Below are 18,612 nucleotides of genomic sequence, written 5' to 3'. Positions count from 1 at the left end.
GTCTCGCCGCTGCGCGGCGAGCCACCCTCTCCCACAAGGGGAGAGGGGAAGAAAGCTCTACGGCCGGTTCGGGTCGAACCGCTTTTCCAGCCCGTTCCAGCAATCCGCGTAATCGTCCTGCAACGTCGACGCCTTTGCGGCGTGCGCGGTGACGCGCTGCGGGTAGCGGGTCTCGAACATGAAGGCCATGGTACCGGTGAGCTTCACCGGCTTCAGCTCGCCATTGCTGGCATGCTCGAAGGCGTCGCGATCGGGGCCGTGCGGCAGCATGCAATTGTGCAGGCTCATGCCACCGGGCACAAAGCCTTGCGGCTTGGCATCGTAGACGCCGTAGATCAGGCCCATGAACTCGCTCATGATGTTCATGTGATACCAGGGCGGACGGAAGGTGTTGTCGGCGACCATCCAGCGCTCGGGGAAGATGACGAAGTCGATATTCGCGGTGCCTGCGGTCTCCGAGGGCGAGGTCAGCACCGTGAAGATCGACGGATCGGGATGGTCGAAACCGATCGCGCCGACCGGAGAGAAGCTGCGCAGATCGTATTTGTAAGGCGCGTAATTGCCGTGCCAGGCGACGACGTCGATCGGCGAATGCGGCAATGTCGTCTTGAAAAGCGACCCGCCCCATTTCACATAGAGCTCGGTCGGCGTGTCCTTGTCCTCATAGTTCGCAACCGGCGTGAGGAAGTCGCGCGCATTGGCAAGACAATTGGCGCCGATCGGACCGCGCTCCGGCAGCGTGAAGGCGCCGCCATAGTTTTCGCAGAGATAGCCGCGTGCCGGACCATCAGGAATCTCGACGCGGAATTTGACACCGCGCGGGATCACCACGATCTCGCCCGGCTCGGCATCGATGCGGCCGAACTCGGTGACAACGCGCAAGACGCCCTGCTGCAGCACGAACATCAGTTCGCCGTCGGCATTGTAGAAATGCTGGTCCACCATGGATTTGGTGACGAGATAGACATGCGCTGCCATACCCGCTTGGGTGTTGACATCACCTGCCGTCGTCATGGTCTGCACGCCCTGAAGGAAGGTGACCTCCTCCTTCGGCAGCGGTGTCGGGTCCCAGCGCAGCTGCGCAATCGGCAGATCGTATTCGTGGCACGGTGCCGAGCGCCACAGGCCGGCATCGACCTTCTCGAAGCGACCCGAATGTTTCACGGACGGGCGGATGCGATAGAGCCAGGACCGCTCGTTGGTGCCGCGCGGCGCGGTGAAGGGCGAGCCGGAGAGCTGCTCGGCATAGAGGCCATAGGCGCAGCGCTGCGGCGAGTTGCGCCCGATCGGCAGCGCGCCGGGCAGCGCTTCGGTCTCGAAACTGTTGCCGAAGCCGGACATGTATCCCGGCGTCACCTGGGCCGAACTGCGGATGATCTGATCAGGCGAGGTATTGATGTTCATGACTATCCTCCTCCTTGCAAGGCAGCCCACATTTCCTGGTCGCGCTTGTCGGTCCAGATCACGGGATCGTCGATGCCCGAAGCTTCGTCATAGGCACGCGACACGTTGAACGGCAGGCAGTGCTCGTAAATCGCAAAACTGTGGAATTTCGGATCCATCACTTCGCGGGTCGCTGCCATCGATTCCTTCAGCGTGCGGCCCTTGGCGACCGAGATCTCGGCGGCGCCATAGAGCGAGGTGACGAAGTCGCGCGTCATCGCGATCGCTTCGCGCACGGTGGCGGTGCCCTTCAGCGCATCGCCGCGGCCCGGCGCGATTGCCTTGGGATTGAAGTTGCGGATCTCGTTCAGCGTCAGCGGCCATTCCCGCAAATGCGCATCGCCGCAATAGCAGGCCGAGTGATATTCGATGAGATCGCCGGAGAACATCACTTCGGCATCCGGCACCCAGGCGACGATGTCGCCGGAGGTGTGGCCGGCGCCAAGTTGCATCAGCCGCACTTCGCGCTTGCCGAGGTAGATCGACATCTCGCCTTCGAAGGTCAGCGTCGGCCAGGTCAGGCCGGGAATGCTGGCGGCGTCCTGGAACAGGCGCGGGAAGCGCCCGTATTCGGAGTCCCAATCCTGCTGGCCGCGCTCTTCGATGAGCCGATAGGTCTCCTGCGAGGCCACGATGCCTTGCGCCTTGTAGGCGGAGGCGCCCAGTACGCGGACGGCGTGATAATGCGACAGCACGACATATTTGATCGGCTTGTCGGTGACTTTGCGCACGCGCTCGATCACCTTGTTCGCCATCGCAGGTGTCGCCTGCGCATCGAACACGAGACAGCCGTCGTCGCCGACGATGACGGCCGTGTTCGGATCGCCCTCGGCAGTGAAGGCGTAGAGATCGGTGCCGATCTCCGAGAAAGTGATCTTCTTTTCGGCGAGATCGCCGGTGGATGCGAAGTTCTTCGCCATCAATTCGTCCTTCAACTCGGTGGTTATTGTTGTTGCTGTTGTTGCTGCTGGCCGTCGATCATGCGGCGTTTCGCCAGCACGAGCGCCTCCCGCAGCACCTCGATGTCGCCGATATGGTTGGCGAGAATCAGCACCAGCGCCGCATCGAAATCGGCGCTCTGCTCTTCGGTAAGGCCGCGATGCGCTTCGACGACGGCGCGGAAAGCGTCGTCGGGCCGCGCAAAGTTGGAGCTGGTGGACAATGCCATGCGAATCCTCAATTCAAGCCCTGAGCCCGCGACAGCGCGGCGGCAATCGCCTCGCGCGTCGGATGACGGAAGCGGGCCGCCACGTAGCCGTCGGGCCTGAGCAAATAGGCAGTATCAGGCTCGGCATCATAGCGCTTTGCGACGAGGCCCTGGGGATCGGCGAGCCCGCCCTCGCCGCCGATGCGGATATCCTTGACGCCGTCGGGCGCATCGATCGCCGCGCCATTGCTGAACGAGAGCAGGGTGAAGTCCGTTCCACCCTTGCGGAACGCATCCGTCAGATAGGCCTGCTCGCCCGCGCGGCTCGCCACAGGTGCATCCAGCATGGAACAGCCCGGCGACGGTCCGCCGCGCCAGGCATCCGCGTCGCGCGACGACAGCGGCGTGTCGTAACTGCAGGGCACCGACAGCCGGCCGCCATTGACCATGCGCTTGCCGAACTCGGTCTCCTTGGCCAGCGACAGCACCGCCTTGCGCAGCCGCGCCTCCTGATGCGAGTTGGGCGCCATGAAGTCGGTCGAACGCGTGGACTCGCGGATGTTCTCGTCGGCAGCAAGGCTCCGCTCGACATGGTAGCTTTCGAGCAGGCCCGCGGGCGAGGTGCCGCGCAGCACCCGATCGAGCTTCCATGAGAGATTCTCGGCGTCTTCAAGTCCCGAATTCGCGCCACGCGCGCCAAAGGGCGAGACCTGATGCGCGGAATCGCCGGCAAAGATCACCCGGCCATGGATGAAGCGGTCCATCCGGCGGCATTGGAACTTGTAGAGCGAGATCCATTCGAACTCGAACTTGTCGTGTCCGAGCATGCGCGCGATCCGCGGCCGCACGTTTTCAGGCTTCTTCTCGACCACGGGATCGGCATAGCGGTTGAGCTGGAGGTCGATGCGCCAGACATCGTCGGGCTGCCGGTGCAGCAGCGCCGAGCGTCCGGCATGAAACGGCGGATCGAACCAGAACCAGCGCTCGGTCGGGAATTCCGCGGTCATCTTGACGTCGGCGATCAGGAACTGGTCCTCGAACACCTGACCGGCGAAGTCGGCACCGACCATCTGCCGCAACGATGAGCGCGCGCCGTCGCAGGCGGCGACATATTGCGCCTGCAGGCGATAGGCGCCGTCAGGCGTCTCGATCGTCAGCAGGACGGAATCATTGCGTTGTTCGAGCGCCGTCACCTTGTTGCGCCAGCGCAGGTCGATAGCAGGCAGAACGCTGATGCGATCGACCAGATAAGCCTCAGCGTAATATTGCTGGAGATTGATGAAGGCCGGCCGCTTGTGCCCGTCCTCCGGCAGCAGATTGAACTGATAGAGCTGGGACTCACCATGGAAGATGCGCCCGACGCTCCACACCACGCCCTTGTCGACCATGCGGTCGGCGACGCCGAGCCGGTCCCAATATTCCAGCGAACGCTTCGAGAAGCAGATCGCGCGCGAGCCTTCGCCGATGCGGTCGGCGTCATCCAGAAGGACGACGCGCTGGCCGCGCTGGGCAAGATCAATGGCGAGCGACAGCCCGACCGGGCCGGCGCCGACGACCACGACCGGGTGCTCGGCCGGATTTTGGCCGGGGCGATCCTGATCGGGGTGGCGGCGATAGCCGAACTGGGTCTTGGCCTGATGCGTATTGGCGTTCGCCATACACTAACCTCGGCTCTGGTCAGGAGAGCACTGATCTGCTAGATAGTCTCACGTGCAACTATTTTGGACCGGGGCCGGCCGGCCGTCAACTGGAATTCGGAGCACTCTCCTTGGCGAGGACATCCAGCGATATCGCGCTGAAGACAAAGGAAGCTAATGAGGCTTCACCACGGCCGAGATCGCGGCTCGATCTGTTCAAGTTCGTGCCGTTCCGCCTCAACCGGCTCGCGGCGGAGGTCAGCTCCGCGCTCGCGGTCGAATATCAGGAGCGTCACGGCCTCGACATTCCGGCCTGGCGCGTGATCGCCACGCTCGGCTTCCGCAACGATGCCTGCAGCGCGCAATACATCTCGCAATGCACCCGCACGCACAAATCGACGATCAGCCGGGCGGTGACGACGCTGTTGCATGACGGCCTCATCGAGCGGGTCGAGAACGCAGCCGACCGCCGCGAATTCCGCCTGCGACTGACGAGCAAGGGCCGCGCGCTCTACGAGGAGCTGTTCCCGCAATTGCTGCGGCGGGAAGACGAGATCCTCGCCTGCCTCTCCGCACTGGAGCGCAAACAGCTGTCAGCGCTGCTCGGCAAGATCGAGGAGAGCCTCGACTTGATCCAGACCAGCGAAGAGGCGGACGCGAAGCAGGCGTATTAGCCACTCCTGTCATTCCGGGGCGCGCGTAGCGCGAACCCGGAATCCATTCATCCACGAAACCAGAGGCGCGATGGAGTCCGGGCCTGCGCCTTCGGCGCATCCCGGAATGACGGCTTCGTCGTCACTTCGCAAACGACCGCGTCGGCGGCAGGTGCAGCGCCCAGGCGTCGACCTTGTCGCTCGCGCGCGGATAGATTTCCGTCACAACAGGGTCATGGCCGGGGATGTAGCGATCGGGATGGCCGGCGAGGCGCTCGATCGTCTCCCAACCCACCGCCATGTCACCGACATTGTAGACGATCGGAAACGGGCTGCGGCGCTGCAGATTGGCGTAATAATGCGCGGCATCGGACGCCAGCACCACCGGACCGCGCGCGGTCTCGACCTTGACCACCTGCAAGCCGTCGGAATGGCCGCCGACACGGTGCACGGTCACGCCGGGCGCGACCTCGCCATCGCCAGCATAGAAGGTGACGCGCTCGCCATAGACATGGCGCACCATCTGGGTGACGTGCTCGACCGAGAACGGATGGCGCAGCAGTCCGTTACACATGCAGCGACCCGTTGCGTAAGCCATCTCGCGCTCCTGGAGATGGAAGCGCGCGTTCGGGAAACGATCGAGATTGCCGGCATGATCGTAATGCAAATGCGTCACGATAATGTCGCGGATAGTGGATGCGGCGACGCCAAAGCGCTCCAGCGCATCGACCGGATTGAGCGTCAGCTTGCGCGCACGCAAGCTGGCCTCCTCGGCATTGAAGCCGGTATCGACCAGGATATCGCGGCCCTGCCCGCGGATCAGCCAAACGAAATAGTCGAGGTCCTGCGCCGCGCTGTCATGCGGGTCGGGCGCCAGAAAATTCATGCTGGGGGTGCGCGGCGACATCGTCGCATAGCGCAGGGCGTAGATTTCGTAGGCGTTTCCCTCGACTTTGCTCATTGCGTTGATCCCGGCTTTTACTTTTCTGAGTGGACCTTGGCGCACCAAGCCATCGCCGGCGGCAAAGGTCAAACCTCGCGGTTGCAGCAAAGCCGACTAGCAATGTGAGACCAATCACATTTTCGTCGCGAGTGTCGGCCTAACATGGCGATCGGAACCCCTGAACGAGACCGCGTCGAGTGATGCCGTGACCGCCGAACTATTCTTCTCACAACCGGCCCGCGCGTCGCGGTCAATTGTCGCGATAGTGCCGAATCTCCAAGCGGTTGACGCCCCCACTCCCCGGTTTGATAATGCACTTTGCGTAAGTTAAGGTCGCCGCGGCGCAAGCTGGGAACGGCGCCTTTTTGGCTGGACCGCGCTGATTATGAAAACTCGCTTCCTTTTTCTGCTGCCTTTGCTTGTCTTGTTCGCTCCGACCGCGCCGTCGCATGCGGCCGGCGACCGCTTCGCGCTGGTGATCGGCAATGCCAAATACCCTGACGCCGACAGCCCGCTGAAGGAGCCGATCAACGACGTCCGTGACGTCGCCGACGAGCTCAAGCGCGACGGCTTTGCGGTGGAGGTCGGCGAGAACCTGACCGGCGACGGCATGCGCCGCGCCTTCGACAAGCTCTACAGCAAGATCAAGCCGGGCTCGGTGGCGCTGCTGTTCTACAGCGGGTTCGGCATCCAGTCGGCGCGCCAGAGCTACATGATCCCGGTCGATGCGCAGATCTGGACCGAATCCGACGTCCGCCGCGACGGGTTCAGCATCGAGGCAATCCTGGGCGAGCTCAACACCCGTGGCGCCGGCGTCAAGATCGCGCTGATCGACGCTTCCAGGCGCAATCCGTTCGAGCGCCGGTTCCGCAGCTTCTCGGCGGGCCTGACCCCTGTGATCGCGCCGAACGGCACGCTGGTGATGTATTCGGCCGCACTGGCGTCCGTCGTGTCGGATGCCGGCGGCGACCACAGCCTGTTCGTCCAGGAGCTGCTCAAGGAAATCCGCGTCCCCGACCTGATGGCGGAGGAAACGCTGAACCGCACCAAGATGGGCGTCACCCGCGCCTCGCGCGGCGAGCAGGTGCCGTGGATCTCGTCCTCGCTTGCGGAGGATTTCTCGTTCATTCCGGGCGCTAGCGGCTCGCGACCGACGGCAACGACACCGCCGCCGGCGCCCCCCGCACCCCCGCCTGCGGTCGCGACCAACCCGCCTCCGGCACCTCCGGCTCCGCCGGCCCCACCACCGGCGCCCGTGGCTGCGAACAATCCGCCCGCGCCGCCGGCGCCCCCAGCACCGCCGCCACCGCCGAAGCCACAGGTGGAAGCCGCACTGCCGCCACCACCACCGCCGGCGAAACCGGCCGAGACCGCTCCTGCGCCGAACGCAGATGGCGGGCCGAGCGCGGCCGCGCTGGCGGAAGACCCCACCATCAAGGGCCTGACGGCCAAGATCGCCGCCAATCCTGACGACGTGAACGCGCTGTACCGGCGTGGCCAGGTCTATGCCAGCAAGGGCGCCTACACCCTTGCCATCAAGGATTTCGACGACACGCTCAGGATCAATGCGAAGGACGTCGAGGCCCTGAACAATCGTTGCTGGACCCGGACCGTGGTGGGCGACCTCCAGGGCGCGCTCAAGGATTGCAACGAGGCGCTGCGGCTGCGGCCGAATTTCGTCGATGCGCTGGATAGCCGCGGGCTGGTGAACCTCAAATCGGGGGCGGTGAAGAACGCCATTGCCGATTTCGACGCTGCCTTGCGGATCAACCCGCGCCTGACCTCCTCGCTCTACGGCCGCGGCGTGGCCAAGCAGCGCAACGGCTCGGCGCAGGAAGGCTCGCTCGACATCGCCAATGCCAAGGCGATGGATCCGAACATTGTGCAGGAATTCGCAAGTTACGGAGTGCGTTGATATTTTTTTGATTTCAGGCGGACGGCGCCTCGAACCCAGGGCGTCCTACCAAGACTAATTACAAGACTAATTGAACGGATGCCGGAGGCCCTGCCTTGGGGCCTGTCGCCGAGAATTTCGGAGCCGCGCGGGCTCGCACAGGAGGGACTGACAATGAGATTGGCTGCAAAGGGACTGACCGCACTCCTCTCCGTCATCACCGTCGGCGTCGCCCTGTCGCTGACACCCCCGCCCGCCTTCGCCGGCGACGATGGCAACAGCAAGAACGTCACCGAGGACGAGATCGTCCGTGCCCTGGCGCCGCCGCCGAAAAAGCCCCTGACGCGCGGCCTTTCGATCGGCCCCCAGGCGGATCCCGTCCCGAATGCGACGGAAACCAAATTGATCCAGTCGGTCCGCGGCCGCGCCACCCGCTCGCTCTCCTCGACCGAGCGCGAGGAGATCGCAACCGCCGCCAAGGACAAGCCGAATATCGATCTCGAAATCACCTTCGACTACAACTCGGCCGATATCAGCGCCAAGTCGCTGCCGTCGGTGCAGGCGCTCGGCCGCGCGCTGAGCAGCCCCGACCTCAAGGGCTCGACCTTCGTGGTCGCAGGGCACACCGACGCCGCCGGCGGCGAGAGCTACAATCAGGACCTGTCGGAACGCCGCGCGGATTCGATCAAGCGCTATCTCGTCGAGAAGTACAGCATTGCCGCAACCGACCTCGTCACAGTCGGCTATGGCAAGAGCAAGCTGAAGGATCCGAGCCAGCCGATGGCCGAGGCGAACCGCCGCGTGCAGGTCGTCAACATGGAAAACAAGACCACCGCATCGAAGTGACCACGACGTAATCCGTTGAAGTGACAAGTTGTGATGTGGTGTAAGGTCTTGCGTCCAGCGCGCGTCCCGCAGCCCTGCGGGACGCCGCTTCGTTTCAGGGAATCGCTCCCGACAACCTCGAGCCAGGCCAGGATGATCCGGCGATGAACATCTCCGAATATCTCAAGCCTGCAGGAACCGTGGCGTTCATCGTTGCGCTCGGCGTCGGCTATTACTGGTTCGAGCATCGGCACCGCCCCGAGGCGAAGGAAACGCCGGGCGAGGCGCTGGTCATCGTGACGAAGTCGACCAATGCCTGCTTCTCGGATCTCGTGCGGGTGACCGGCTTCTTCGTGCCGCGACGTGAGGCCGTGGTCATGGTCGACCAGGAAGGATCGAAGGTCACCGACCTGTTCGTCACCGAGGGCGCCGTCGTCACCGACAACCAGGAGCTGGCGCGGCTGACCGCGCCGCCGCAGATGCCGGGCCAGCCGCAACGGCCGGGGTCTCAGGGTCCGATCTCGCTGAAGGCGCCTGCGCCGGGTCTCATCACGGAAGTCCGCACCATCGTCGGCGCGCCGGCCTCGCCGCAAGCGGGACCGATGTTCCGCATCGCCGTCAACGGCGAGATCGAGCTGGATGCGCAGGTTCCGGCCGTGCACATGCCCAAGCTCAGCCCCGGTGCGACGGTGCGGATCAGCCGCGACGACGCCGCCGATTTGATCGGCCGGGTCCGCCTGGTTGCACCCGAGATCGACCGCGCCACGCAGCTCGGCCGCGTCCGCATCAGCGTCACCAATAATCCTTCGCTGAAGGTCGGCGTGTTTGCCCGCGCCTCGATCGATGCCAAGCGAAGTTGCGGCGTCGCGGTTCCCAAGACCGCGATCGACCATCTCACCGTCCAGGTGGTCAAAGGCAACGTCATCGAGACACGACGGGTGCGCGTCGGGCTGACATCCGACAGCCAAACGGAAATCCTCGAAGGGGTCGAGGTCGGCGAGATCGTCGTCGCCGACGCCGGCTCTTCGCTGCATGACGGCGACCAGATCAAGACCATGTTCGCCGATGAACTCGATCGCACGCGGGTACGCTAATGGCTCTCAATATCTCGGCATGGTCGATCCGCAATCCACTGCCGTCGGTGGTGTTCTCGATCATCCTTTTGATCCTCGGCTGGACCTCCTTCACCAAGCTCGCCATCACCCGGCTGCCTTCGGCGGACATTCCGGTGATCTCGGTCGCAGTCTCGCAATTCGGCGCGGCGCCGGCGGAGCTCGAATCCCAGGTCACCAAGACGGTTGAAGACGCCGTCTCCGGCGTCGAGGGTGTCAGGCACATCACCTCCTCGATCACCGACGGCGTGTCGGTCACCACCATCCAGTTCGCGCTGGAGACCAACACCGATCGCGCGCTCAATGACGTCAAGGACGCGGTGACGCGCGTGCGCTCGAACCTGCCGCAGAACGTCACCGAGCCGCTGATCCAGCGTGTCGACGTGATCGGCCTGCCGATCGTCACCTATGCCGCGATCTCGCCCGGCAAGACGCCGGAGCAGCTGTCCTATTTCGTCGACGACGTGGTCAAGCGCGCGCTGCAAGGCGTGCGCGGCGTCGCCCAGGTCGAGCGCATCGGCGGTGTCGAGCGCGAGATCCTGGTCTCGCTCGACCCCGATCGCTTGCAGGCGATGGGGCTGACGGCCGTCAATGTCAGCCAGAGCCTGCGCGGCACCAATGTCGACGTTGCCGGCGGTCGCGCCGAGATCGGCAAGAACGATCAGGCGATCCGGACGCTGGCCGGCGCCAAAACGCTCAGCGACCTCGCCGGCACGATGGTCCCGCTGTTCGGCGGCGGCGAGGTCCGTCTCGACGATCTCGGCACCGTGACCGACACCATCGCCGATCGCCGCACCTTCGCCCGCTTCAACGGCGAGCCGGTGGTCGCGCTCGGCATCAAGCGCTCCAAGGGCGCCAGCGACGTCAAGGTCGCCGAAGCCGTGCAGAAGCGCATCGACGCGCTCAAGGCCGCCTATCCCGATGTCGACCTCAAGCTGATCGATACCTCGGTCGAATACACCAACGGCAATTACGAAGCGGCGATCTCGACCTTGTTCGAAGGCGCCATCCTCGCCGTCGTCATCGTGCTGCTGTTCCTGCGCGACCTGCGCGCCACCATCATCGCCGCGGTATCGCTGCCGCTGTCGATCTTCCCGGCGTTCTGGGCGATGGACATCCTCGGCTTCTCGCTCAACCTCGTCAGCTTCCTCGCCATCACGCTGTCGACGGGCATCCTGGTTGACGATGCCATCGTCGAGATCGAGAACATCGTGCGGCACATGAACATGGGCAAATCGCCCTATCGTGCCGCGCTGGAAGCCGCCGACGAGATCGGCCTCGCCGTGATCGCGATCTCGCTGACCATCATCGCGATCTTCGCGCCCGCGAGCTTCATGTCTGGTATCGCCGGCCAGTTCTTCAAGCAATTCGGCATCACCGTCTCGGTGCAGGTGTTCTTCTCGCTGCTCGCGGCGCGCTTCGTCACGCCGATGCTGGCGGCCTACTTCCTCAAGCACGGCAACCACGAAGAGCCGCCGCCCGGCCGCATCCTGCGGACCTATCACGGCCTCGTCTCGTGGTCGGTGAAGCACTATTTCATCACCGTGCTGATCGGCTTCGGCATCTTCGCGGCCTCGATCTGGAGCATCACGCTGCTGCCGCAGGGCTTCCTGCCTGCGCAGGACAGCGCCCGCTCGCTGCTGGCTCTCGAACTGCCGCCGGGCACGCAGCTCGCCTATACCGAGAAGGTCACCGAGGACATCGTCGCGCGCCTGCGCCAGCGACCCGAGGTGAAGAGCATCTTCGTCGACGGCGGCCGCGTGCCACCGGGCACGCAGGAGGTCCGGCGCGCCTCCCTGATCATCAATTACACCCCCAAGAACGACCGCAAGATCACCCAGCGCGAGCTCGAATTCTCGATCAGCCAGGAGCTGGAGAACGTTCCCGACATCCGCTTCTGGTTCCTGGACGAGAACGGCTTGCGCGCGATCTCGCTGGTCGTGACCGGCGTCGACCCCAACATCGTCAACAACGTCGCCAGCGAGCTCGCGACGCAGATGAAGCGGATTCCGACCATCTCCGACGTGATCTCGGAAACCTCGCTGGAACGTCCCGAGCTGCGCATCGAGCCGCGCGCCGACCTCGCCGCGCGGCTCGGCGTCTCGACCGAAAGCCTGTCGCAGACGATCCGTGTCGCCACCATCGGCGACGTCGGTCCGGCGCTCGCCAAGTTCGACGTCGGCGACCGCCTGGTGCCGATCCGCGTGCAGCTCGAGGATGCCGCCCGCGGTAATCTGAAGACGCTGGAGCAACTGCGCGTGCCGCTCGGCGAGCACGGCGAGAAGGGCGGCGTGCCGCTCGCGGTCATCGCCGACGTCAAGCTCGACCAGGGCCCGACCAGCATCAACCGTTATGATCGCGAGCGGCAAGCCACCGTCGCCGCCGATCTCGTCGGCTCCGCGGCGCTCGGCGATGCCACCAAGAAGATCTACGAACTGCCGGTCATGAAGAGCCTGCCGAAGGGCGTGAAGGTCTCGCCCTCGGGCGATGCCGAAAGCCTCAACGAGCTCTCCGACGGCTTTGCCACCGCGATCACGGCCGGTCTGATGATGGTCTATGCGGTGCTGGTGCTGCTGTTCGGCACCTTCCTGCAGCCGATCACTATCCTGTTCTCGTTGCCGCTGTCGATCGGCGGCGCGATCGCGGCGCTGCTGGTCACCGGCAAGCAGCTCACGACGCCGGTCTGGATCGGCATCCTGATGCTGATGGGCATCGTTACCAAGAACGCGATCATGCTGGTGGAGTTCGCCATCGAATCCATTCACGCCGGCAAGCCGCGCGACGAGGCGATGATCGACGCCGGCATGAAGCGCGCCCGCCCGATCGTGATGACCACGATCGCGATGGCCGCCGGCATGATGCCGAGCGCGCTCGCGGTCGGCGCCGGCGGCGAGTTCCGCTCGCCGATGGCGCTCGCGGTGATCGGCGGCCTGATCTTTTCGACCATCCTGTCGCTGGTGTTCGTGCCCGCGATGTTCATGGTGATGGACGATATCGGCGCGCTGATCTGGCGTTTCGGCAAGCGGCTGATCGTGCACAGCGCGGATGCAGAGACGGACGACCAGCACAGCGCTGCGCCGGTGGAAGCCCCACCGATGCCCAAGAGCGTCGTGCATCCGGCCGCCGAGTAGCCGCGGCGCCGGCGAGGAGCGGCGTCGCTACGCCCTACTCGTTCCGCGCGATCGCCGTCAGCTTGGTCATGTTCCTGAGCAGGATGCGCCCGCGCTGCAGATCCAGGATGGCTTCCTTGCGCCAGGCCTGAAGCTGGCGGTTGACGCTCTCGCGCGCTGCGCCGACGAAGACACCGAGCTGTTCCTGCGAGATGTGCACCTCGGAGCCGAAATCGGCGGCAAGCGCGCAGAGCCGTCGCGCCAGCCGCACCGGCAGCGGCTGCAGCATCGACTCTTCCATGCGTTCGCTTTGCCAGCGGATACGCTGGCACAGGAGCGCGATGATCTTGATCGCGACCTTCGGCTCGCGCTCGAGAAAGGCGAGGAAATCTTCGCGCCGCAGCACGAATAATTCGCTGACTTCGCCCGCGGTCGCATCCGCCGTGCGACTCTGGCCGTCCAGCACCGCGACCTCGCCGAACAGATCGCCCGGGCCCATGAAATTCAGCGTCAGCCGGCTGCCGTCGGAGGCGCCGGTCTCGATGCGGACCTGGCCGCGGCGCACGCCGAACAGCGCATCACCGGGGTCACCCTTCTGGAACAACACCTCACCGTTCGCCAGATGTTGGGTGTGGCAGAGGTTGGACAGCCGGTGAAGCTCGTCCGTACCGAGGTCGGCGAACATGGCATTCATTTTCAGAATGACCGCAAATTCGGCCTGCTTGCTCATTTCAACGTCCTTGTGAATTTACTCGACAATTTCCTGGGCAAATCGCTTGGAAGCACCGACGTCAGAATCGCGTAAAACCGCGCCGAAGAAGTGTGTCATAAGTCACATAACTTTGCAGCACCTCCCGATTATTTTTAGTCGCTTGGAGCGGCTTCCCGTCCCGGGATAAACTCAGGCGTAAAGGACGGGTCATCCGCCTGATGCGCCGCCGCCCGTCCGTCGTTGGAAAGTCGACATGAGAGCAGTGAAATTCGCCGGCGCGGCGGTGGCCGCGATCATCACCGTGATCGTTCTCCTGCTGGTGATCGGGGTTCCCTCGGGCTTTTTGACCGCGACGATTGCCTCGCGCGTCGAGCAGGCGACCGGATATCGCCTGTCGATCGACGGAACCGCGAAGATCAGCCTGTGGCCGACGCTGAACGTCACGCTGAACGACCTCACACTTGCCGATCCCAAGGACCGCAGCGGCATTACGCGCGTGACGATCGAAACCGTACAGGCCGACATGTCGCTCGCAAGCGTGTGGTCGGGTCATCCCGAGATCAGCGAGATCGTCGTCGCCCATCCCGTGCTGTACCAGCCGCTGCTGCGCGAGCGCCTGCCCAACACCGACACCTCGCAAAAGCCGCTCGCCGTCGACATGGACGGCGCCATCATCGATCGCGTCAGGATCACCAATGGCGAAGTCGCATTCGCGCGCGCACGCGATCGTATCGAAGGCCGCATCAGCGCAATCAATGCGGACGTCGTCGCCGGCAAGGACCGCAAGGTCAGTATCGCCGGAACCGCGCGGGTGGGCGAACACCCGACCAAATTCGACATCAAGGCGACCACCCCGGCGCCGCCGATCGAGCGGCAGACCGTGCCGGTGGATTTCGCCGTCGACATGCCCGACGTGCTGAAGTCGCAGCTCGCAGGCCATGCCGAGCTGCGGATGAGCGGCCCAGTCGTGATGATCAACGGCGTCAACGGCACGCTCGGCGATGGTGCCTTCAACGGCTGGGCTTCGGTCGATACCGCGAGCAAGCCGCTGGTGAAGCTCGACCTCGACTTCCAGCGGCTCGCAATCCCGCTGGCGAAATCGGCTGACGGCGTGGCCGGCCAACCCTGGAGCGATGCACCGATCGACGTGTCCGGGCTCAATTATGTCGACGCGCAGATCAGGATCTCGGCCAATGAAGCCGTCATCGGTGAGGCCCGTCTTGCGCCGCTGGCGCTCGACGCCAAGCTTGCTGGCGGCATCCTGAAGGCCGGCACTGCCAATCTCGGCGCCTATGGCGGCCAGGTCTCGGGCGAAGTGATCCTCGATGCAACCAGCGGCGCGCCGAGCTTTGCGATGCATTCCGACCTGGTCGGCGTGCGCGCGCTGCCGCTGCTGCAGGGCCTTGCCGAATTCGACCGGATCGACGGCAAGCTGCAAGCCAAGCTCGCGCTGCGCAGCGCAGGCACCAGCCAGCGCGCGCTGATGGCCAACATGCAAGGGACCGCCTTCGTCAATTTCCAGGACGGGGCCATCCGCGGCATCAACGTCGCCCAGATGATCCGCTCGCTGACCTCGGGCACGCTGTCGGGCTGGCAGGATAACCAGAGCGCCGGCCAGGAGCAGAGCACGGATCTGTCGCAACTGTCGGCCTCGTTCCGCATCGACAAGGGCCAGGCGGTGACGACCGATCTCAATTTGATCGGGCCGCTGGTGCGCGTCACCGGCGCGGGCACCATTGCGCTTGACACCAAGATGATGGGCTTTCGCGTCGAGCCGAAGCTGGTGATGACGACGGAAGGCCAGGGGCGCACCTCCGAACCGGTCGGCTTCGGCATTCCCGTGATGATCACGGGCGCGTGGTCGCAGCCGCGGATCTACCCTGACATGGCCGGCATGCTCGACAATCCGGAGGCCGCCTATGCCAAGCTGCGCGAGATGGGCAAGGGCCTGTTCGGCCCTGACGGCGCCGGGCTCGGCAATATCCTGAACAGCTTCGGTCTCGGCGGCGCCGCCCCGGGCGGCAGCAATGCGGCCGGCACTGCCAATCCGCAAGTCCAGCAGCCGGGGCAGGGGCAGGGGCAGAACAATTTGCTCGGCGGTCAGCTGGGCGAGGCGATCGGCAATCTGATCCAGCAAGGGCTCTCGAATGGGGCGGCAAACGGCACCGGCCGAAGCCGCAGCCTGCCGGGCAGCCCGACCACGCCGGCGCCGCAGGCCTCGCCCGCGCCGCCGACCCAGGATCCGCCTCAGGCACAGCAGGACAGCCAGCCGATGAACGACGTGATGCGACAGCTGTTTAATCGGTGATAGGCGGACCAAGGCGTCGAACTCCGCGCGCAGCCTTACACCCCGGCCTCGTCCGCTTCTTCATCCGATCGGAGGAGGATGCCTGCCGGCTGCGACAATTCACCGCCCTGTCGGCCGTCCCGGCATTCCCCAAGGGGTAACCACACGGGCCCGTTCCTTGCCCCTTGCCGGTCCAAACATCCAAATTGTGGTAGAAGGCCATAGGGCCCCTACGGCCCTTAGCGCCGGCGTCGGTCGCGGCGCGAGAGGATCCGGATGGCGGGAGCGAAAGACAAGACCTGGTTTCTGCGCGAGGGCCTGTTCGCCAAATATGTCGTCTCCCTCGTCGGCCTCGTCGTGTTCGTGCTCGCGGTCAACGGCGCGATGGAGACCTGGATCTCCTATCGCGCCACCAGGACCCAGCTGACAGGCGGGCTCGAGGACAAGGCCCAGGCGGTCGCCCGCCGCATGGAGCAGTCGATCTCGGAGCTCGAGCGCCAGATCAGCTGGGTTACGACGGCCAGCCGGGACACGATCGAGAAGCGTCGCACCGACTACGCCCAGCTCTTGCAGCAGGTGTCAGTCGTCACCCAGCTGTACCAGCTCAATGGCGACGGCCGCGAGGTGCTGCGCGTCTCGCGCCAGTCGACCACGACCGGCAACAATGCCGACCTCTCCCGCGACATGCGCTTCACCGAAACGGTGGCGCGCGGGGTGAGCTACTCGCCGGCCAGTTTCGTCGATGAGAGGCCGACGATGTCGATCTCGGTGGCGCATTCCGGTTTCAATGCCGGCGTCACCGTGGCCGAGGTCGATCTCGGCTTTCTCTCCGACTTCCTGTCGGACAACCAGGTCGGCAAGGCCGCCTTCGCCTATGTGGTCGATCCGCGCGGCCGCGTGCTGGCGACATCGTCGAAGGGGCCCGATGTCGGCACGGACGTGTCGAAACTGCCGCAAGTCGCGGCCGCGATCGCGCCCGGCCGCGAGGCGGAGACATCGGGCACCGACGTCAACGGGCATTCGGTGTTGTCAGCTGCGAGCGCGGTGCCGAAGCTCGGCTGGACTGTCATGTTCGAGCAACCGACCACGCAGGCCCTGACGCCGATCCGCGACCAGCTCGTCCGCATCGCGCTTTTGATCGGCATGGGGCTTTTGGTCGCGATCCTTGCCGGCACGCTGCTGGCGCGCCGCATGATCATTCCGATTACCGCACTGCGCGATGGCGCGCACAAGCTCGGCGAGGGCGACTTCAGCCACCGCATCGACGTGCACACCTCGGACGAGCTGGAGGAGCTCGCCGGCCAGTTCAACCGCATGGCCGGCCAGCTCCAGGAGACCTACACGGACCTCGAGACCAAGGTCGAGGCGCGGACCCGCGACCTCGCCCAGTCGATCAACGAGCTGAAGGTGCTGGAAGAGGTCGGCCGCGCGGTGTCGTCCTCGCTCGATCTCAACGCCGTGCTGCCTACGATCGCCGCCCGCGCATTGGAGATCAGCCACGCCGATGCGGTGTTGATCTACGGCTATGAGGCCGAGGCCCGCCGCTTCAACCTGGTCGAGGCAGACGGCATCGACCAATCGGTCACCGGCGCCCATGTTACCATCGACGAAGGTCAGAACATCCTGAGCGATGCCGCCGCACGCGGTGAGCCGATCGCGATTGCCGATCTCGCGCAGGCTACCGAGCAGCCGCTGCGCGACGTCGCGGTCGATGCCGGCTTCCACTCCGTGCTGGTGGTGCCGCTGGTCGACCAGCAGGGCACGCTTGGCGCGCTGGTCGTGCTGCGCCGCGCCAGCGGCGAATTCGCCGGCAGCCTCACCGGCCTGATGCGCACCTTCGCCAACCAGGCGGTGCTGGCCATGCGCAATGCGCGCCTGTTCACCGAGGTCGACCACAAGAGCCACGCGCTGGAGACCGCGAACGAGACCGTGCGCGCCCAGGCCGACAAGCTCAAGCAGCAGACCGAGCAACTCAAGGACTGGAACAGATCGCTCGAAGAGCGCGTCGCGACCCAGCTCGGCGAGATCGAGCGCATCCGCAAGCTCGAGCGTTTCCTCGCGCCGCAGGTAGCGCAGCTGATCGCGTCATCCGACAGCCCCGAGGGGCTGCTCACCAGCCAGCGCCGCGAGGTCACCGTGGTGTTCTGCGATTTGCGCGGCTTCACCGCGTTCACGGAAGCCACCGAGCCGGAAGAGGCGATGAACGTGCTGCGCGAATATCACGCCGCGCTCGGCAAGCTGATCTTCAAATATGAGGGCACGCTGGACAAATACGCCGGCGACGGCGTGATGATCCTGTTCAATGCGCCGATCCAGTTCGAGGACCACACCGCGCGCGCCGTGAAGATGGCGGTGGAGATGCGCGACACGATCGGCCCCTTGACCGAGCGCTGGCGCAATCGCGGGCATAGCCTGGGGTTCGGCATCGGCATCGCGCTCGGCTATGCCACGCTCGGCCAGGTCGGCTTCGAGCAGCGGCTGGAATACGCCGCGATCGGCAGCGTCACCAACCTCGCCTCGCGCCTGTGCAGCGAGGCCCACGCCAACCAGATCGTGGTCAGCCGCCGCGTCTACGGCATGGTCGAGCCTCACGTCGAGGCCCGCGCGCTCGACGATCTCCAGCTCAAGGGCTTCAATCACCCGGTGCTGGCGATGGAGATCCTGAGCTGGCGCGAGGACGTCGACAACATCGTCGACGCGACCGCCGCGCGGCGGCGCGGCTAGTCGTCGCGACAAAACTCGAAAACAACCCCATGCACAGTAGGCAAGGCCCTGAGCTCGGGGGCGGATGTCCTGCATTTGCTGATTTTACGAAATTCGCTTTGACCCGTCGGGCAAAACACTGGCAT

The 18,612-nt window shown here is 64.9% G+C and carries 13 protein-coding genes; 7 read left to right on the top strand and 6 right to left on the bottom strand.

Annotation, left to right across the window (positions count from 1 at the left end; genetic code table 11):
* Positions 1-57: 57 nt before the first annotated feature.
* The 4 genes from hmgA to Q0687_RS01630 are packed head-to-tail and all read right to left on the bottom strand — an operon-like array spanning position 58 to position 4,248.
* Positions 58-1,404, bottom strand: a complete 1,347-nt coding sequence (gene hmgA, locus Q0687_RS01645) for a homogentisate 1,2-dioxygenase (RefSeq protein ID WP_298871335.1) — start codon at positions 1,402-1,404, stop codon at positions 58-60.
* A 2-nt stretch (positions 1,405-1,406) separates the two neighbouring features.
* Positions 1,407-2,363, bottom strand: a complete 957-nt coding sequence (locus Q0687_RS01640) for an MBL fold metallo-hydrolase (RefSeq protein WP_298871332.1) — start codon at positions 2,361-2,363, stop codon at positions 1,407-1,409.
* A gap of 23 nt (positions 2,364-2,386) precedes the next feature.
* Complete coding sequence (locus tag Q0687_RS01635; protein WP_298871330.1) at positions 2,387-2,611, bottom strand: DUF2783 domain-containing protein; 225 nt, start codon at positions 2,609-2,611, stop codon at positions 2,387-2,389.
* Positions 2,612-2,619: 8 nt separating this feature from the next.
* Positions 2,620-4,248 carry an FAD-dependent oxidoreductase gene (locus tag Q0687_RS01630; protein ID WP_298871328.1) on the bottom strand — a complete coding sequence of 543 codons (1,629 nt, stop codon included), beginning with the start codon at positions 4,246-4,248 and terminating at the stop codon, positions 2,620-2,622.
* Between the two features lie 110 nt (positions 4,249-4,358).
* Here Q0687_RS01630 and Q0687_RS01625 point away from each other — a divergent pair, with 110 nt between their 5' ends.
* Entirely contained in the window at positions 4,359-4,901 is a 543-nt protein-coding gene (locus tag Q0687_RS01625; protein ID WP_298871325.1) for a MarR family transcriptional regulator, read from the top strand.
* Between the two features lie 121 nt (positions 4,902-5,022).
* On the opposite strand, the gene Q0687_RS01620 is transcribed toward Q0687_RS01625, so the two are convergent.
* Complete coding sequence (locus tag Q0687_RS01620; RefSeq protein WP_298871322.1) at positions 5,023-5,841, bottom strand: N-acyl homoserine lactonase family protein; 819 nt, start codon at positions 5,839-5,841, stop codon at positions 5,023-5,025.
* A 367-nt stretch (positions 5,842-6,208) separates the two neighbouring features.
* On the opposite strand from Q0687_RS01620, the gene Q0687_RS01615 reads away from it, so the two are divergent.
* The 4 genes from Q0687_RS01615 (at position 6,209) to Q0687_RS01600 (ending at position 12,785) form a co-directional block, all read left to right on the top strand.
* Positions 6,209-7,738: a caspase family protein gene (locus Q0687_RS01615; RefSeq protein WP_298871320.1), complete on the top strand. Its 1,530-nt coding sequence runs from the start codon at positions 6,209-6,211 to the stop codon at positions 7,736-7,738.
* A gap of 153 nt (positions 7,739-7,891) precedes the next feature.
* Positions 7,892-8,563 carry an OmpA family protein gene (locus tag Q0687_RS01610; RefSeq protein ID WP_298871318.1) on the top strand — a complete coding sequence of 224 codons (672 nt, stop codon included), beginning with the start codon at positions 7,892-7,894 and terminating at the stop codon, positions 8,561-8,563.
* A gap of 143 nt (positions 8,564-8,706) precedes the next feature.
* Positions 8,707-9,636: an efflux RND transporter periplasmic adaptor subunit gene (locus Q0687_RS01605; protein ID WP_298871315.1), complete on the top strand. Its 930-nt coding sequence runs from the start codon at positions 8,707-8,709 to the stop codon at positions 9,634-9,636.
* Complete coding sequence (locus tag Q0687_RS01600; RefSeq protein ID WP_298871313.1) at positions 9,636-12,785, top strand: efflux RND transporter permease subunit; 3,150 nt, start codon at positions 9,636-9,638, stop codon at positions 12,783-12,785. Before Q0687_RS01605 ends, Q0687_RS01600 begins: the two co-directional genes overlap by 1 nt.
* Positions 12,786-12,819: 34 nt before the next feature.
* On the opposite strand, the gene Q0687_RS01595 is transcribed toward Q0687_RS01600, so the two are convergent.
* A complete protein-coding gene (locus Q0687_RS01595) occupies positions 12,820-13,494 on the bottom strand; it encodes a Crp/Fnr family transcriptional regulator (RefSeq protein ID WP_298871311.1) in 675 nt (224 codons plus the stop codon).
* Positions 13,495-13,729: 235 nt separating this feature from the next.
* On the opposite strand from Q0687_RS01595, the gene Q0687_RS01590 reads away from it, so the two are divergent.
* Both Q0687_RS01590 and Q0687_RS01585 read left to right on the top strand, forming a co-directional pair.
* The gene (locus tag Q0687_RS01590; RefSeq protein ID WP_298871309.1) at positions 13,730-15,784 is read left to right on the top strand and encodes an AsmA family protein; all 2,055 of its coding nucleotides are present in this window, start codon (positions 13,730-13,732) and stop codon (positions 15,782-15,784) included.
* Between the two features lie 255 nt (positions 15,785-16,039).
* Positions 16,040-18,487: an adenylate/guanylate cyclase domain-containing protein gene (locus Q0687_RS01585; protein WP_298871307.1), complete on the top strand. Its 2,448-nt coding sequence runs from the start codon at positions 16,040-16,042 to the stop codon at positions 18,485-18,487.
* Positions 18,488-18,612: the final 125 nt, after the last annotated feature.

The sequence above is a fragment of the uncultured Bradyrhizobium sp. genome (assembly GCF_936928535.1).
Taxonomy (GTDB): Bacteria; Pseudomonadota; Alphaproteobacteria; order Rhizobiales; family Xanthobacteraceae; genus Bradyrhizobium.
This window is presented reverse-complemented; position numbering and strand designations above follow the sequence as displayed.

Excerpts from the sequence above, each read along its gene's own strand:
- Q0687_RS01630 (WP_298871328.1), bottom strand. The coding sequence starts at position 4,248 with ATGGCGAACGCCAATACGCATCAGGCCAAGACCCAGTTCGGCTATCGC.
- Q0687_RS01615 (WP_298871320.1), top strand. The coding sequence starts at position 6,209 with ATGAAAACTCGCTTCCTTTTTCTGCTGCCTTTGCTTGTCTTGTTCGCT.
- Q0687_RS01600 (WP_298871313.1), top strand. The coding sequence starts at position 9,636 with ATGGCTCTCAATATCTCGGCATGGTCGATCCGCAATCCACTGCCGTCG.
- Q0687_RS01605 (WP_298871315.1), top strand. The coding sequence starts at position 8,707 with ATGAACATCTCCGAATATCTCAAGCCTGCAGGAACCGTGGCGTTCATC.
- Q0687_RS01585 (WP_298871307.1), top strand. The coding sequence starts at position 16,040 with ATGGCGGGAGCGAAAGACAAGACCTGGTTTCTGCGCGAGGGCCTGTTC.
- hmgA (WP_298871335.1), bottom strand. The coding sequence starts at position 1,404 with ATGAACATCAATACCTCGCCTGATCAGATCATCCGCAGTTCGGCCCAG.
- Q0687_RS01590 (WP_298871309.1), top strand. The coding sequence starts at position 13,730 with ATGAGAGCAGTGAAATTCGCCGGCGCGGCGGTGGCCGCGATCATCACC.
- Q0687_RS01595 (WP_298871311.1), bottom strand. The coding sequence starts at position 13,494 with ATGAGCAAGCAGGCCGAATTTGCGGTCATTCTGAAAATGAATGCCATG.
- Q0687_RS01620 (WP_298871322.1), bottom strand. The coding sequence starts at position 5,841 with ATGAGCAAAGTCGAGGGAAACGCCTACGAAATCTACGCCCTGCGCTAT.
- Q0687_RS01635 (WP_298871330.1), bottom strand. The coding sequence starts at position 2,611 with ATGGCATTGTCCACCAGCTCCAACTTTGCGCGGCCCGACGACGCTTTC.
- Q0687_RS01640 (WP_298871332.1), bottom strand. The coding sequence starts at position 2,363 with ATGGCGAAGAACTTCGCATCCACCGGCGATCTCGCCGAAAAGAAGATC.
- Q0687_RS01610 (WP_298871318.1), top strand. The coding sequence starts at position 7,892 with ATGAGATTGGCTGCAAAGGGACTGACCGCACTCCTCTCCGTCATCACC.